General features: G+C 41.3%; 12 protein-coding genes and 1 tRNA gene. 10 read left to right on the top strand and 3 right to left on the bottom strand.

The annotated features are described in order from the left end of the window. Window positions 1–23 precede the first annotated feature (23 nt). From guaA to rimI, 5 genes are all read left to right on the top strand, one after another. On the top strand, window positions 24–1601 hold the full coding sequence (gene guaA / locus PVK79_RS19650) for a glutamine-hydrolyzing GMP synthase (RefSeq protein WP_145235498.1): 1578 nt from the start codon (window positions 24–26) through the stop codon (window positions 1599–1601). A gap of 331 nt (window positions 1602–1932) precedes the next feature. Continuing rightward, window positions 1933–2640: an MATE family efflux transporter gene (locus PVK79_RS19645; protein ID WP_274803944.1), complete on the top strand. Its 708-nt coding sequence runs from the start codon at window positions 1933–1935 to the stop codon at window positions 2638–2640. Window positions 2641–3118: 478 nt separating this feature from the next. Beyond that, window positions 3119–3195, top strand: a tRNA-Trp gene (locus PVK79_RS19640). A 65-nt stretch (window positions 3196–3260) separates the two neighbouring features. After that, window positions 3261–3569 (top strand): hypothetical protein, encoded by a 309-nt coding sequence (locus tag PVK79_RS19635; protein WP_145235500.1) that lies wholly within the window; start codon window positions 3261–3263, stop codon window positions 3567–3569. After that, window positions 3556–4017, top strand: coding sequence for a ribosomal protein S18-alanine N-acetyltransferase (gene rimI, locus PVK79_RS19630; protein WP_182731775.1), 462 nt, complete (start codon window positions 3556–3558; stop codon window positions 4015–4017). The genes PVK79_RS19635 and rimI overlap by 14 nt, the downstream gene beginning before the upstream one ends. On the opposite strand, the gene PVK79_RS19625 is transcribed toward rimI, so the two are convergent. After that, a complete protein-coding gene (locus tag PVK79_RS19625) occupies window positions 4003–6684 on the bottom strand; it encodes a hybrid sensor histidine kinase/response regulator (RefSeq protein WP_182739807.1) in 2682 nt (893 codons plus the stop codon). The two genes, rimI and PVK79_RS19625, sit on opposite strands and share 15 nt — an antisense overlap. A gap of 262 nt (window positions 6685–6946) precedes the next feature. On the opposite strand from PVK79_RS19625, the gene prfC reads away from it, so the two are divergent. The 4 genes from prfC to PVK79_RS19605 all read left to right on the top strand — a co-directional run bounded on the left by prfC (window position 6947) and on the right by PVK79_RS19605 (window position 12119). Then, window positions 6947–8530, top strand: coding sequence for a peptide chain release factor 3 (prfC, locus tag PVK79_RS19620; RefSeq protein ID WP_145235504.1), 1584 nt, complete (start codon window positions 6947–6949; stop codon window positions 8528–8530). Window positions 8531–8585: 55 nt separating this feature from the next. Then, on the top strand, window positions 8586–10328 hold the full coding sequence (gene argS / locus PVK79_RS19615; protein WP_182759714.1) for an arginine--tRNA ligase: 1743 nt from the start codon (window positions 8586–8588) through the stop codon (window positions 10326–10328). 372 nt (window positions 10329–10700) lie between these two features. Further along, a complete protein-coding gene (gene pdxH / locus PVK79_RS19610; RefSeq protein WP_182731506.1) occupies window positions 10701–11339 on the top strand; it encodes a pyridoxamine 5'-phosphate oxidase in 639 nt (212 codons plus the stop codon). Between the two features lie 6 nt (window positions 11340–11345). Next, window positions 11346–12119 (top strand): TatD family hydrolase, encoded by a 774-nt coding sequence (locus tag PVK79_RS19605; RefSeq protein WP_182731505.1) that lies wholly within the window; start codon window positions 11346–11348, stop codon window positions 12117–12119. Here the strand turns inward: PVK79_RS19605 and PVK79_RS19600 are convergent. Continuing rightward, the gene (locus PVK79_RS19600) at window positions 12086–12706 is read right to left on the bottom strand and encodes an AhpA/YtjB family protein (RefSeq protein WP_145235511.1); all 621 of its coding nucleotides are present in this window, start codon (window positions 12704–12706) and stop codon (window positions 12086–12088) included. The two genes, PVK79_RS19605 and PVK79_RS19600, sit on opposite strands and share 34 nt — an antisense overlap. A gap of 296 nt (window positions 12707–13002) precedes the next feature. On the opposite strand from PVK79_RS19600, the gene serB reads away from it, so the two are divergent. Beyond that, window positions 13003–14016: a phosphoserine phosphatase SerB gene (serB, locus tag PVK79_RS19595; RefSeq protein WP_257324054.1), complete on the top strand. Its 1014-nt coding sequence runs from the start codon at window positions 13003–13005 to the stop codon at window positions 14014–14016. A gap of 5 nt (window positions 14017–14021) precedes the next feature. On the opposite strand, the gene PVK79_RS19590 is transcribed toward serB, so the two are convergent. Continuing rightward, window positions 14022–16508 (bottom strand): PilZ domain-containing protein, encoded by a 2487-nt coding sequence (locus tag PVK79_RS19590; protein ID WP_145235513.1) that lies wholly within the window; start codon window positions 16506–16508, stop codon window positions 14022–14024. Between the last annotated feature and the right edge of the window lie 73 nt (window positions 16509–16581).

Genomic DNA, 16581 nt, shown 5'->3' with positions numbered 1-16581 from the left:
GTTCTTGACTAACGAGACCCTCAATGAGCAAAGACATTCACGATTCACGAATTCTTATTTTAGACTTTGGTTCGCAATACACGCAATTGATCGCCCGCCGTGTGCGAGAAATTGGTGTTTACTGTGAACTGTGGGCATGGGACGTAACGGAAGAGCAGATCCGTGAGTTCAATCCTCAAGGTATCATTCTATCTGGTGGCCCTGAGTCAACAACCTTAGAAAACAGCCCGCGTGCCCCTGAGTATGTATTCAATGCAGGCGTACCTGTACTTGGTATTTGTTACGGCATGCAAACAATGGCTACTCAGCTTGGCGGTAGCGTTCATAGCTCTGATAAGAAAGAGTTTGGTTACGCGCAAGTTGAAAAAGTCGGTAACTGTGCATTATTTGATGCCATTGAAGACAGCATTACCGATGGCGGTGAAGGCATTTTAGACGTGTGGATGAGCCATGGTGATAAAGTAATGGAAATTCCAGATACTTTCAAAACTACTGCTAAAACATCTACTTGCCCACATGCGGCAATGTCTAACGAAGAAAAGCGTTTTTACGGCGTACAATTCCACCCAGAAGTAACCCACACCCATCAAGGCCAACGTTTACTAGAACGCTTTGCGATTGATATTTGTGGTTGTGAAAAACTGTGGACTGCAGCAAAAATCATTGATGACGCCATAGAGCGCATTAAAGATACTGTGGGTGATGACGAAGTAATCTTAGGTTTATCTGGTGGTGTTGATTCATCAGTGGTGGCTATGCTTATTCACCGCGCGATTGGCGACCGTTTAACCTGTGTATTTGTTGATAACGGTTTACTGCGTTTAAACGAAGGTCAGCAAGTAATGGATATGTTTGGCAATAAGTTTGGCCTAAACATTATCAAAGTGGATGCCGAAGAATTATTCTTAGCGGATCTTGCTGGTAAATCAGACCCAGAAGACAAGCGTAAAGCGATTGGCCATACATTTATTAAGGTATTTGATAGCGAATCTAAAAAGCTTAAAAATGCAAAATGGTTAGGTCAAGGTACTATCTACCCAGATGTTATCGAGTCAGCAGCGTCTGCAACTGGTAAAGCGCATGTGATCAAGTCTCACCATAATGTGGGCGGCTTACCAGATGACATGGAAATGGGCTTAGTTGAGCCACTGCGTGAATTATTTAAAGATGAAGTACGTAAAATTGGTTTAGAGCTAGGTTTACCGTATGACATGCTTTACCGTCACCCGTTCCCTGGGCCTGGTCTAGGTGTGCGTGTACTTGGCGAAATCAAAAAAGAGTACTGTGACTTATTACGCCGTGCTGACGCTATCTTCATCGAAGAACTACACAAAGCAGAGCTTTACCATAAAGTAAGCCAAGCATTCACGGTATTCTTACCGGTGAAGTCTGTAGGCGTTATGGGTGATGCACGTAAGTATGATTGGGTTGTAAGTCTTCGTTGTGTAGAAACTATCGACTTTATGACTGCACGTTGGTCACATTTACCGTATGAGTTCTTAGGTCTGGTTTCAAACCGCATCATTAATGAAATCGACGGTATCTCACGCGTTGTTTACGATATTTCAGGAAAACCACCTGCGACTATTGAGTGGGAATAATTTTTAGGCCTGAAACGTCTGGCACTAACAGGCATTAAATCTTAATTAAGTCCGCGTAATTGCGGACTTTTTTTTATTCGGAACATCACTGAAAAAATGCTCTGACACTTTGTTCTATAAGTCAAAATATGGCCCAGCCTTGATTCTGCGTTACCAATTCACAAATCAAATAATAACTGTCTAAATCCCAATGATCTGGGCTTAGGGCATTTTCGCGGTTCTCTCCTGAGCGGTTACAGAGTACGAACTGACGACATTGTTGTAGTTGCGAAAGAGTCAATATATCTTCTTTAGCGAGAGGGTGCTTTTTACCGATATACGTTACTTTACGTTGTCAAAAGCTAAAACCAAGCTATCGGTCAAACAACTTGATAAGACCATCGCCATTCGTATCGTGCAATTAGGGTCGTCAAACTTAGTGATGTTTATCTACTTCAGCTTCGTCATGGCGTTCCATAACATGCAATTTATGGCCTACGGAGACACCACGCAGTTAGCCGCATTTGCGATTGTTGGCTACTTAGCGAGCTGTTACTACTTCTTCGCTGAAGGCTTAGTCAGCGGCTTGCAGCCACCAGTGAGTCACTACTTAGGCGCCAAGCAATACAAACGCATTAGCGAAACCGTAAAACTGGCTTTTTCTGTTACCGTTGGGTCCGGTATAGCTTTGGTAATACTGTTTAACATTTTTCCAGAAATCTTTATCGGCATCTTTACTACAGGCAATGATGCATTACTTGAAGCAAGCAAAAACGGTATTCGTTTACACTTAATGGCATTGTTTTTAGATGGCTTCTTATTCATGGCGTCCATCTACTTCGTCGCCGTTGGTAAAAGCGGACAAGTCCTGTTTGTTTCCGTCGGCAATATGTTGATACAGTTTCCTTTCCTATTCATCTTGCCGAAATATCTAGGTATCGATGATGTTTGGTTAGCCGTCCCTTTATCTAACATTGCCTTCACATTGATCGTACTGCCGATGCTATTAAGCAACCTGAAAGGTTTTATGTACATGCACAAACAACAAAGTTTCGCTTAAAAAACAATAAGAACAAAATAGTAAGGATATTTTTATATCGACGAGCGTTAAATAACTTTGGGGCAAAAGCGAGTTATGAGTTTTAACAACAGAGTCTGCATCACTTAGTATGACTTGATATGCAGCTGGTCGCTCATGTTTTGATACGCTTTAAAAATGGACAACAAGTTGAGTATAAAAAGTGAATAGAATTGAACCTAACCGCGTTTACTACTGAAAAGAAGCACGGGCTTCGTTGTGATATGGCCGAATCATCAGTCTGGGCCAAAGCTGAACTAAAACGTCTGCGAGTAGCAAAAAGTAAAAAATGCTGAGCATGGATATATATGAAGGCTTATCCTAGTTTAGGTAAGTAATTATAAAAACGGCGAATTAGTTGGCTAATTCGCCGTTTTGTTTATTTAAAAAGCAGTTAAACTAAAAGAGTGATTTTTTTCTTTACCTTTAGCGAAACTTCTCTATAATTCGTCGTCATTGCAGGGGCGTAGTTCCAATTGGTAGAACAGCGGTCTCCAAAACCGATGGTTGGGAGTTCGAGTCTCTCCGCCCCTGCCACTTCTTCTTTACATAGCCTTGATTACTTCTTATATTGTTCCAGTGTTTAAATCTACTGAGTTTTTATGCATCCACGATACGCAGCTATTTTTGGTATAGAAAACCTCGAACTAAATCAGCATTTCCGATTACAGCCAGTCGCTGAACAACGTTCTGATGCACCAAGTGCAGCGCCGCAGGTAAATATAGAGCTAAGTACAACGCTATTGGCTGATTTAAATCGCGCTATTGCCCCATTAAAAATTAGCCAAGTAGTGCAAAGCGATAAGCTTGCATGGCATGATGGTCAATTGAGCTTACCAACCCAGCAGCTTAATGCTGATAATAAACGCGCGCTATGGGCGCTGATGAGCACACACCTTGATAACCTTTGAATCTGTTAATGAATTATCCATTGATGCGCTGATGCGTGTTGAGAACGCGTGTCACACTCATCCGTGGACAGTAAACACTATGCAATCATGTCTCGCTGGGCGTTACTTTAATTTAGCTGCGTTTAATGAGCAGCAAATTATTGGTTTTTATATCGGTGAAAAAGCAGGGCCTGACTTTACTTTAATGGATATCTGCGTGGCACCTGATTTTCAGGGGCAGGGGATTGCCAAACAATTGCTTGCAGCGTTTATTGAATACGGCGAAAAGCATCACGCTGAAAACTTATTTTTAGAAGTACGTGAAACAAATACTCGTGCCATCGCCTTATATGAGCAGGCAGGCTTTAGTGAAATGTCGGTACGTAAAAATTACTACCCAAGTAGTGACCCATCAAAAAATGGCCATGAAGATGCTATCTTAATGGGAATGACATTACTTTTTGGTTAATGACTGTTCTTGTTGCAAGGTATATTTTATCGCTTCAATTAAGCTCAGTGCCAAATAATCACGGCGGTTGTGATCACGGCCACGTAAATTATCTTCAAGTGTGGCCGCCGCATGGTGAATATTACTAAAACCAAAACAACCAGCACTGCCTTTTAAACTATGGGCCAGTGCTCTGAGCTGCTCCCACTCACCATTATTGTATAGCTGCGTAACGTCGGTTAAATAACCTGGCAGTTTTAAGCGATAGTTGTCGTTGATCTGTTGAAATTTATCGCTGTTTAGCAAGCTATCCCATTTATTTTGGCTGTCTTTTTCAATATTTAAATAGCTAACAAGCACACTTTCTAAGGCATCTTTATCGATAGGCTTAGCCAGTGCTTCGTCGCAACCGGCTTGCAAATAGGTGTTTACGTCATCTTTCATTACATTCGCGGTAAGTGCAATGATCGGCCCATCGTAGGCTGCATGGCGGAGCATTTGTGTGGCTTCTAAGCCGCCCATTACCGGCATTTGCATGTCCATAATGATTAATTGATAGTCATTCACCAGCGCCATTTCAACAGCTTCTGCACCATTGTTGGCTATATCAGGCTCAAGCCCCCATGTTTGCAGTAATAACTTGATTAGTACTTGGTTGTCAGGGTTATCCTCGGCGACTAATATATTGGCATCAAAGCTATTTTCTGCGAATGAAAGCTGTAAGTCCTTAGCGGGAGTTAATTGGCTTAACTCAGTCAGCATTGGCACTGTTTGTTGTTTATCAGCAGGTAAGTTACAGGCAATTTGCACGCAGAAACAGCTTCCTTGGCCTGGCGTGCTTGTTACATAAACATCACCACCGAGCAATTGTGCTAAATTTTTAGAAATACATAAGCCTAAGCCAGTGCCGCCAAAGCGTCGTGTTGTTGTTGTATCCGCTTGTTCAAAAGGTTTGAATACCCGCTCAACTTCTCGCTCTGACATGCCAATACCGCTATCTTTAATGGCAAATTCTATGAGTTGTAAATCACTGTTATAGGTAATATCTAATTCAATTAAACCTTGCTCGGTAAACTTCACTGCATTGCTGGCAATATTAATGAGAATTTGCTTTAAACGAGTGCTATCACTATTAATTATACGCGGTAATGGTAAGTGAAAATTGATATTGCAGTTAAGTTTTTTCTCTTGTGATAAAGGACGAATAATCGAATCAATATCATGAACTAACTGCACAATATCTAGCGGTTCTTTTTCAACTGCTAATTTTTCGGCTTCGATTTTCGACAAGTCTAAAATATTATTGATGAGTTCAAGTAAGTGTTTAGAGTTACGTAATATAGTATTTAGGTGCCAAGCGTCGCCGGTTGTATTTTGGCTGTGTAATAGCTGCTCAGTAAAGCCCATGATGGCGGTTAGTGGTGTACGTATTTCATGACTCATATTTGCTAAAAAGCGGCTTTTTAATTGGTTCGCTTGTTCCGCTTGGGCAATGGCCACCTCGAGTTGACTATTCATGGTTTCAAGTGCCTTGGTACGGCTTTCGACTTTATCTTCTAAGTGATGTTTATATTCTTCAAGTTCGTCTTGATAATGACGAATTTGGTTCACCATGTGATTAAAATCATTAAATAATACCCCCACCTCATCATTATTATGGGCAGGCAAATATACCGACAAATCGCCGTCTCCTACTCGATGGCTGGCTGCCCCAAGTAACTCAATTGGGTTAAGTAGTAAATTACGTACCACAATAAAAATCAGCATCGGCAGGGTGATCACTGAAATAATCACAATCAAGGCGGTGATCAAACTGATCGCTTTGCCGGATTGATACAGTAAGGCTTTGGGGATGGTCGAGACATAATAATAACCGCCGCTCATTTGGATGGCGTAAATCATCCGTTCAACTTTATCAATACTCGATAACTCTATGGTTGAGAGCTTACCTAGATCGGCTAAGTCGTGAATTTGTTGCAGCTCATATTCGCTAATATATTGACCGCGCTTATTGTAGTCTGAGCTAAATAATATTTTGCCATTGCTGGTCAGTAATAAATTTAAGGTATTGTTATAGGGCGCTTCTAAAATGCTGGTATTTAAAATCGATGGCTCAACATGCAACACAATAAACCCTAGTTGTTGCGGGCGTTTAAGGTAGTAATCAGCACTGTAAATACGTTGAATAAAATACAAACTGGTAGTGCCATCTTGTTTTTGCACCATAAACTGTTGTTGGCGTAAGTTACTTTGTAAAACTTGTGAGAAAAATGGATAGCTGGTTGGAGCGGTATTTAAATTACTGGAGTAATAGGCGTCGCTTTGACCATCCGGAGAGACTAAATTTACGCTAACAATATCGGGGTAAGCTTCTGAATAGCTTGCAAATACATCCATTAGTGCGCCTAGACGACGGGTGTAATTGCCGTTATCGCGTAAGTCATCTGCTAAAAAGTCACTTAGTACAGGGGAGGCCGAGAGTAACTTTGTAGTAGAGTGAAATGAATCGATGTAATTGAACATTTTTTGTTGTTGCTGTTCAACAAAACGGCTAACAATGAGCTCGGCTTGTTTTTGTGTGGAGCTGGTAACGTTGGTGAGAGTAAAGCCACCTAAAAACAATAACGGTAAAATCACCAAAGGCGTGATATACCATAATAATCTTATACTTAACTTACTTGTTCTCATACCCAAACAAAATATCCTCCATGTAATCTATCAATAGTATGCGTTAGCGTAAAATTACACAAGTTTAGTGCGTTCGCTGCAGCAAACGGGTTGAGCTGATTTTAAACCAAGTTATCGGCTAATTACTTGCAATCGTTGCTTTTTTGGCTAAGACAAACAAGGTATAATGTGACTAATTCTATTTTATATTTACAGTGCGTAGCGAAGACCTGTGCTTAGGTTTGTTTTTGGTTGCGCCTTGTTATGACTTAAAGCGGCTTACATGTCTAATTTATTAAACGAAATCAATACGCGACGCACGTTCGCGATCATCTCGCATCCGGATGCTGGTAAAACTACCATCACCGAAAAAGTACTGTTGTTCGGACAAGCTATTCAAAAAGCGGGTACCGTTAAAGGCCGTGGCTCTAATCAACATGCCAAGTCTGACTGGATGGAAATGGAAAAAGAGCGTGGTATCTCGGTCACGACCTCTGTTATGCAATTCCCATACAATAAAGCGCTAGTAAACTTACTTGATACCCCAGGACATGAAGATTTCTCTGAAGATACTTATCGTACCTTAACTGCGGTCGATTCATGTTTGATGGTGATCGATGCGGCTAAAGGTGTTGAAGATCGTACTCGTAAATTAATGGAAGTAACGCGCTTACGTACCACGCCAATTGTCACATTTATGAATAAATGTGACCGCGATATTCGTGATCCGATGGAGTTGTTAGACGAAGTTGAAACAGAGCTAAATATAGCTTGTGCACCGATCACATGGCCAATTGGCTGTGGTAAAGAGTTTAAAGGTGTTTATCATATTCACCGCGGCGAGACCTTGTTATACAAAACCGGCCAAGGTCATACTATTCAAGAAGTACGCAGCATTAAAGGGCTTGATAATCCTGAGCTTGATGCAGCGATTGGCGATGAGCTTGCTGGGCAACTGCGTGAAGAGTTAGAACTTGTTATTGGTGCATCGCACGAATTTGATTTAGAGCTATTTTTAGCGGGTGAGTTATCACCAGTGTACTTTGGTACTGCGCTTGGTAACTTTGGTGTTGACCATGTGCTTGATGGCCTAACTGAGTGGGCACCAACGCCATTACCGCGTGAAACAGAAGACCGTACTGTTGTTGCAACAGAAGAGAACTTCACTGGCTTCGTATTTAAAATTCAAGCGAATATGGACCCTAAGCACCGTGACCGTATTGCGTTTATGCGTATTGTGTCGGGTAAATACAGCCAAGGCATGAAAATGAACCATGTGCGTATAGGTAAACAAGTCAGTATTTCTGATGCGGTAACCTTTATGGCGGGTGATCGTGAGCGTGCAGGTGATGCTTTTGCAGGTGATATTATTGGTTTACATAACCACGGTACGATCCAGATAGGTGATACCTTCACACAAGGTGAAAAGCTTAAATTTACTGGTATTCCAAACTTTGCGCCGGAATTATTCCGCCGCATTCGTCTGCGTGATCCACTTAAGCAAAAGCAATTATTAAAAGGCTTGGTGCAGCTATCTGAAGAAGGGGCAGTACAAGTATTTAGACCGCTTATTAATAACGACTTAATTGTAGGCGCGGTTGGTATATTGCAGTTTGACGTGGTTGTAGCGCGTTTGAAAGCAGAATATAACGTAGATGCTTTATACGAAAGCGTAAATGTAAATACCGCACGTTGGGTAAGTTCGACTGACGTTAAAAAGTTTGAAGATTTTAAACGTAAGTGCGAAAGCAACTTAGCGCTTGATGGCGGCGATAACTTAACTTACATAGCGCCGAGTCGTGTAAATCTTAACTTATCAATTGAGCGCTATCCGGAAGTGACATTTAACCACACGCGTGAAAATTAGACTCAAATTTTAATTTAAAGCCCGCTAACGCGGGCTGGTAAAGGTAATAAATTACATGAATATTCGTACCCTACTAATTGAAAGAGCCATCGCAGCCATGACTGGCGCTGGCTTACCAGCAGATACTAACCCTGCGGTAACACAGAGTACCCGCCCACAATTTGGTGACTACCAAATTAATGGTGCAATGGGCGCTGCTAAAAAAATGAAAAGCAACCCGCGAGAGCTTGCACAACAAATTATTGATCACTTAGATGTAAGTGATATCGCAGATAAAACAGAAATTGCCGGCCCTGGTTTTATCAATATTCACCTAAAACCTGAGTTTTTAGCGCAAAGCTTAAAAGCGGCAAACCAAGATGCAAAGCTGGCTGTTGCTGAGCATGCACAACCGCAAAAAGTAGTGGTTGATTACTCATCACCTAATCTTGCTAAAGAAATGCACGTTGGGCATTTACGTTCAACGATCATTGGCGATGCAGTAGTACGCGCACTGGAGTTTCGTGGCGACACGGTTATTCGTCAAAACCACATGGGCGATTGGGGCACGCAATTTGGTATGCTGATTGCGCATCTGGAAGATCAAATCAGCCAAGGTGTTGATTTAGATTCTGTGGCACTTGCTGATCTAGAAACCTTCTACCGCGACGCTAAAAAGCGTTTTGATGATGAAGAAGGTTTTGCAGATAAAGCGCGTGATTACGTAGTAAAACTACAAGGTGGCGACGCGCATTGTGAAAAACTATGGAAGTTGTTTATCGCAACCTCGGTAAAGCATTCTGAAGAAGTATACAAACGCTTAAATGTAACGCTTACACCAGACGACATCATGGCTGAAAGTGCTTATAACAGTGACCTGAACAATATCATTAAGTTATTACAAGATAAGAATATTGCCGTTGAGTCACAAGGCGCACAGGTGGTGTTTTTAGATGAGCTGGCAAATAAAGATGGTGAGCCATCAGTGTTTATCGTGCAAAAGTCAGGTGGCGGTTTCTTATACGCAACCACCGATTTAGCCGCCTGTGATTACCGTTCAAACAAGTTAGGCGCAGCCCGCATTTTAATTTTTGTTGATGCGCGTCAAAGCCTACACTTCAATCAAGTAGAGCTTACTGCACGTAAAGCCGGTTTACTACGCGATGAAACTAGCTACGAATTTTGCCCATTTGGCACCATGATGGGTGAAGACGGCAAACCATTTAAAACGCGTACAGGTGGCACGGTAAAACTTGCTGATTTACTTGAAGAGTCAATCACTCGAGCTGCTGCTAAGCTTGCTGAGCGTGAGTCTGACTTAACTGATGAAGAGCGCAGTGAAATTGCCCGTAAAGTAGGTATTGGCGCAGTTAAATATGCAGACCTTTCTAAGCACCGAACCAGTGATTACATTTTCAACTGGGACAGTATGCTTAGCTTTGAAGGGGCAACAGCACCTTACTTACAATATGCTTATACTCGTGTACGCAGTATTTTCCGTAAATCAGGCGTAGACGCAGCAAGTTTAAACGCAGATGTCGCTATTGTTGAGCCGCAAGAAAAAACCCTTGCGCTTAAACTACTGCAATTAGAAGAAGTACTTGATCAAATGATCAGTGAGGCAACACCGCACGTATTATGTAGTTACCTATACGAGCTTGCCAGCCTATACATGACCTTCTACGAAGCTTGCCCAGTACTTAAAGAAGGCGTAGAGCCAAGTGTACGCGATAGCCGTTTAGTGCTGTGTAATTTGGTAGCGGATACACTGAAAACGGGCCTAGATCTTTTAGGCATTGAAGTCATGGAGCAAATGTAATCACCGTCGTATTTTAATCTAATACTGCGTTGTCCACTCGACTGACCCTAATCACATACAACTACGTATGCTCATAGGGATAAGTCGAGTGTCCGCCTTATCTTAGACTAAACTACTTAGGTGAACGTCTGCTGTGTGTAGTTCGCTTTAGCTGCGTTAATGAGTTTATTTAGCCTAAGTCACATACAAAATACGCATGCTCCTTGGCGGCAGAAATAAACTCACTGCCTTGCTAGCGCTCCTACACTTGCAGATAATTTTAGGTGCTAGGTGCTAGGTGCTAGGTGCTAGGTGTAGCTTGACACTGAGCTGCAATTGTTTAATTTTGTAGCTTACAGCTTACAGCTTACAGCTGATAAAGAAGGATTTGATATGAAACTTGAAGATATCCGTCGTGAGTATTTGCAAGATGCTCTGAGCGAAGAGAATTTACTTGATGATCCATTCAAGCAATTTGAAACCTGGCTTGAGCACGCGGTAGCAAGTAAACTGCCAGATCCAACGGCGATGGTGGTGGCAACGGTTGATGAAATCGGTCAGCCTTCGCAACGTATTGTGTTGTTAAAGCATCTTGATGATAACGGGTTTGTGTTTTTTACCAATACCGGCTCGCGTAAAGCACAGGAGCTTAAAGGCAATAATAAAATCTCTTTGCATTTTCCGTGGCACCATATGGAGCGCCAAGTGATTGTTTATGGTGAAGCACAACCACTGCCAACTTCAGCGGTTGCCAAGTACTTTTTGTCACGTCCCAAAGAAAGCCAGTTAGCTGCATGGGCTTCAAAGCAAAGCCGTCCTGTATCATCGCGTAAAGTGTTGATGGAAACTTTTGCTAATATGAAAACCAAGTTTGCTAAAGGCGAAATACCATTGCCAGATTTTTGGGGGGGATACTGTGTTGTGCCAACAAAAATTGAGTTTTGGCAAGGTGGTGCACACCGCCTGCATGACCGTTTTATATATCAGCGTCAAGCTGATAACAGCTGGCAAATTACACGTTTAAACCCATAGTTTATTATGGCGTTTATTGATTCCCACTGCCATTTAGATTTTACTGAATTTGATGCCACCCGCAGCAAGCTAATTCAGCAATGTCAGCAGCTGGGGATCGAAAAATTGATCGTGCCAGGGATCACTTTGGCACAATCTCTTTCTTTATGCGCTTTTGCTAAACAGCATTCTGCAGTGCGCATCGGTGCAGGTTTACATCCTTACTTTTTAGCAGAATATCACCACAGTCATTTAGCCAAACTGACTGAGTTTACTGTGCAACATCGCCAGCAATTGGTCGCTATTGGCGAATGTGGCATTGACCGCAGTATTGACGATATTGTTTTGCAAACTCAGATATTTGAGCACCATATCGATCTTGCTAATCAGCTTGAATTGCCATTGATTGTGCATCATCGACAAAGCCATGACCTTATTGCACAGTCATTTAAGCGCTGTAAGCCAAAATATGGTGGTGTTATACATGCTTTTTCAGGCTCATTACAACAAGCACAGTATTATATTAAACAGGGTTTTAAACTCGGGGTGGGCGGGGTGATCACTTATCAGCGAGCACAAAAAACACGTTCCGTTGTTGCTCACATAGCACCTGAACACTTACTACTTGAAACAGATGCACCTGCAATGCCGTTAGCGGGCTTTCAAGGGCAAATAAACACGCCGTTACAGTTACCCCTAGTGTTTGAGCAGTTATGTCAATTAAAGCAGATCACAACACCTTATAAGGCTGGTTTTCAAAAGCAGCTTTATGATTCGTGCTCAGAACTTTTTCGGATATAACGATTTACTTGCCAGCGCTTTAAACCACGGCCTAATTGCCAAGTAAAAATGCAGGTTATCACTAGCATTAGTAATACTTGGCGGCCTAAGTCATGAAAGCTGCTATGACTGGTTGCTACTGCTGAGCGGGTCAAGTAAGTTATTGCAACAAATCCTAGTGGGCGATCGTCATCACTGATTATCGGTTCAACAAACGGGGTTTTAAGTTTACTAATACCTGGAGTGGAGTTGGGCAGCTTACCTAAAATATGGTGAGCTTGCCAATTATCACTACTGGCGATAAGTATGCCTTGCTGATCATAAATCGTTGCAGCCAGTACAAACTCATCTTTGCTTATGCTGTTACATAAGGCTGTTAATTCAGGTTTGTTTTTTTCAAGTAGCGGCGTTTTGGCATTGAGAGCCATAAAACGAGTTAAGCTTTTTGCTGTGCTGTCGGCACTATCATAAAGCAACTGGTGGCTTTGAAAACTACCATTAACAGCAACCCAAGTCAGCAATACAAAGCATGCCGCAGCAATACTTAATCGCACTAGGCGTTGCCTAAGAGATGCTGAAATAGGGTTTTTAAGATGGTTATTTTTCATAGTCACCGTTTACGCTGCTGACAGCTTTTGTTTTTGATGTTACAACTAAGCGTAACTATAACCTTAAATCCCCCTTTATGGCGAATTAATACCAATCGACTTAAATATTTAGTCTTTCTAGCGTGCTAAATAAAGCGCTAACGGCGTTATAAGTTTTTTATGTAGAACAACTACATATAAAATTTATGCCTTGTTATCACTCTATTTATCCGTCGCTATAAATGACCAATAACCTAACCCGATTGGTATAATTGTTATTTTACAGGGGAGACATTAGTATCATTTTTGGAGTTATCATGACATTGGAGCGCTTTGCGAGCCTTACATCAGAGCAGTTATCGGCACAGTTGTCGTTAGGTATGTGGTATCACTATCAAGATGCTTTATTAGTACCAACAAGCTTACCAACTGATCCGCAAGGAATGTTTAGTATTGCTTTTGCAGGGGACTTTAGCGGCCAACAACTAGCTAATATAATTAACTTTTTAGCTCAGCAGCAGTTTATTGTCAGTGCATTTTGTCGTTATCAACCAGAGCCAAACTTAAGCCCCGCACTGTGTTTTTACAGCGAGACACTAAGTCCAAGCATTAATCCTTTGGTACTGAATGAATTTGCCCATCCATTGGGATTTCAACTTGTACAAGTTAGTAAGCCACCGATTTTAACTAAGCCTGGTTTATTAGTAATGGATATGGACTCAACCGCCATTACGATTGAATGTATTGACGAAATCGCAAGGCTTGCTGATGTATATGATGATGTCGCAGCGGTAACCGCACAAGCGATGGCTGGTAAGTTAGATTTTAGTGAAAGCTTACATCAACGAGTCGCTAAACTTGCGGGTATTGAGCAAAGCTTAATTGATGAACTAAAAAATAGTTTACCATTAATGCCAGGGATCAAAGCGCTATGCCAAGTGCTAAAGCAGCATAATTGGTATTTAGCCATTGCCTCAGGTGGCTTTGTGCCATTTGCTGAACAAGTGCAAAAACTGCTTGAACTAGACGAAGTACATGCCAATGTTTTGGAATTTAAAGATAATAAGTTAACAGGTAAAGTGCTAGGCATGATTGTTGATGCGCAGCAAAAAGCCGTGGTGTTGAGCCAATTACAGCAACGATTAAATTTACCTACGCAACAAACAGTGGCGATTGGTGATGGTGCGAATGATTTGACCATGATGGCTGCGGCAGGACTCGGTGTTGCCGTACACGGTAAACCTAAAGTTGTTGAACAAGCCCAAGCTGCAATTTGCCAAGGCTCGCTATTACAACTGTTATATTTATTAACTATTCCTGTTATTAAGTAACGGAGTTAAGTTAGCCGTTTAAGCCAAGTCTGCTTGCGCTTATTCATTTGGTCTACCAGCTCTGCGGTAAAGTCCAAATGACTAAGCGTTTCATCTGTTACATCAACCATGTCACCAACACCTGTTACTGCCCACAGTGCCTCTTCAAGATCTTTTGCTTTGTGCAATGCATATTGGCTTACGTATTTTAACTCGTTAGATAAGTAATCTGTATCAGGGCGGCCAGTGCGTGAAATATAAATACGCATTATAAAGATCAACTCAGATTTGAGACCTTTCTTTAAAAAGAGTAACTGTGGGGCATAATCCTCGCCTGCACTGCACTTGCTTTTTATAGCGTCTTTAATGGTCGGTTTTTTAGGATCAAAACGAATAAATAAAGTGAAAGGTAGAGGAGGATCTTGACGACTGCGATCTTTTATAAGCGGTGTGATCACGCCATTGAGCTGCTCTGGCGATAAAAAAGCATCAATGCTGGTGGTATTATTAAGCAAGCCATAGTTTTGCAAAATAATATGCAATGGGCTCGGGTACAAGCCTTGACCAATTGCTCCTGTTTTAAAATGTGCAGCTTCTTTATGTAAATAAAACGGAAATTGGCAGACACTTTTAGTTACCATATTTCGCAGCGCTGTCGATAATCCTGGCACCTTTGGCGCTTCTTCAGATACTTTTAGTTTATCTTTATTATTTTCAATTAACTGCGTAAAAAATTTCACCCCTTCGTGTGGGTTATCAACAATACGTAAGGCTTTTAAGTTGATAGTGGTGAACGATTTACTGACCGCCATCACTTCGTACTTTAATTTACTCAGCGTGTGCTTTTTGGTTATTTTTTGCAGCTCAGGTAAGCTTAATTCAACAACTTCACCTTTTTGAAAAGTAACCGGTTGGTCACACTCAATTTGCAACCCCATCACCGAGAAATCACGACTATGAGCGGTATGTGTTTGCTCATCCTGAGTTGTTAATACTACATCGGTTTTATACAAATAGCGTTTGTGAGAGCGTAGGTTTACATACTCTAAATCCACGGTTTCAAGCTTTGGTGGGGTTTTATGTTTGCCATGGCCAAAGTGCTTGAGCTGATTAACTATACTTTTATCGTAACTAAAACTTTGATAATGCGCTCGTTCAACGTCTGTTCCGACTGCTGTTAAAATCACAAGATATTTTACGTCTTTGATCATTCCTTGTACGCGAGGCGTTGGTGGCTTGTTTAATTTTTCAATATCTTTGCCAGCGGTATTTGGTAAGCTTAATGGAATAAATGAATCTTCTGGATGGCTTGGCATTAACTGTACTTTAAAACATTGCCAGCTTTCTTTTTGGCTACCAAAACCAAAAAATAATGCGCTTAATTGCGGCTCTGCAGTCAACTCCGTGCGTGTTGCTGAGTAATAATATACTTTTCCAGCAACCACGTGCGTAAAGGTGTATAAATACTCTTCTTTAACTGGGGCTGGGTTACTTAGTAACTGACTTAAACGTTGCTGATTTAAAATAGTGTATAAACATGACAGCTTTCGCTCATCGCAAAAATAACGCTGAATAAAAATATTGTTTTCAGTGGTCAGCACTAAACTTGGGTAGAGTTTATCGTTTTGCAAACTAAAAAAAGTAAATAACGAAGTCACCCGGGGAATATAGTACTGCTCATAGCCTTTTGAGACGACGGCATCTAAAGTATTATCTAAATTTACTTTATAGCGACGCTTATTGCCGTGAATAAAGCTTTCTAAAAACTCATCAAATTTTGCGTTATTTTCTATAAAAGTACGTTTTAAGCGAATATGATTAAATTCCGCAGAGATTTTCTCAACTGCAACAACTTCATATTGAATGCCGTTTTTTAAACCTAATTCAAAATCTTGCTCAAGACCGACTAAACGCAGTCCTAATAACTGCCCTTTTTTGACTTGATAGCGCGGTGAGAGCTTTATTTTTGCGCCACTTAAAGATATATCTGAGGTGGTTGCTGCAATGGTGTTGTCTTTATTGAGTTCTACAGTGATTTTGATTGAATAGTTCATCCGTTCTTCACGGCGACTTTCATAAGAGGCAAATTTAATAACCTGGCAATCTAATTTTTGTTCATTCTGTAACTCAGGTTGCTTAGCTTGTTCAGCGGCTTTTTTTTGCATTACACGATGGTTATTATCGGTGTTCATTACAGCTTCGTAAACAGCAAGGGTATAACCACCATGGCGTTCTATGGCTTGTTCAAATACCGCAATAGCGGTTTCATCCATAAAGTGTTGTTTGCCTTCATACTCATAAGGTTTAACTTGGCCTGTTACTTGGCCGCGTAAATCAATAAAACGGGCGATAGGTTGCGACAAGCGCGACATTTCCATCTTGATCAAGAACTGCTCAGGTTTTGTTAAACCCGCTGTCTTCGATTTAAAGATCGTGTCAAATTTGGCATTACCTAAATATGATTTAAGCTCATCAACTAAACTTTCATATTTAAGCAGAGTGTCTTCAGTCATTTATAAAACCATCACCGTCTATTCTAAAAAGTTGGTATACTGCACATGTATTTACACACTCACTTGGTTGCTG

It is taken from the genome of Pseudoalteromonas rhizosphaerae (genome assembly GCF_028885455.1).
GTDB classification, from domain to species: domain Bacteria; phylum Pseudomonadota; class Gammaproteobacteria; order Enterobacterales; family Alteromonadaceae; genus Pseudoalteromonas; species Pseudoalteromonas rhizosphaerae.
This window is presented reverse-complemented; position numbering and strand designations above follow the sequence as displayed.

Coding starts and splice junctions, on each gene's coding strand:
- pdxH (WP_182731506.1), top strand. CDS start 10,701: ATGAAACTTGAAGATATCCGTCGTGAGTATTTGCAAGATGCTCTGAGC.
- PVK79_RS19635 (WP_145235500.1), top strand. CDS start 3,261: ATGCATCCACGATACGCAGCTATTTTTGGTATAGAAAACCTCGAACTA.
- serB (WP_257324054.1), top strand. CDS start 13,003: ATGACATTGGAGCGCTTTGCGAGCCTTACATCAGAGCAGTTATCGGCA.
- PVK79_RS19605 (WP_182731505.1), top strand. CDS start 11,346: ATGGCGTTTATTGATTCCCACTGCCATTTAGATTTTACTGAATTTGAT.
- PVK79_RS19600 (WP_145235511.1), bottom strand. CDS start 12,706: ATGAAAAATAACCATCTTAAAAACCCTATTTCAGCATCTCTTAGGCAA.
- PVK79_RS19590 (WP_145235513.1), bottom strand. CDS start 16,508: ATGACTGAAGACACTCTGCTTAAATATGAAAGTTTAGTTGATGAGCTT.
- prfC (WP_145235504.1), top strand. CDS start 6,947: ATGTCTAATTTATTAAACGAAATCAATACGCGACGCACGTTCGCGATC.
- argS (WP_182759714.1), top strand. CDS start 8,586: ATGAATATTCGTACCCTACTAATTGAAAGAGCCATCGCAGCCATGACT.
- PVK79_RS19625 (WP_182739807.1), bottom strand. CDS start 6,684: ATGAGAACAAGTAAGTTAAGTATAAGATTATTATGGTATATCACGCCT.
- guaA (WP_145235498.1), top strand. CDS start 24: ATGAGCAAAGACATTCACGATTCACGAATTCTTATTTTAGACTTTGGT.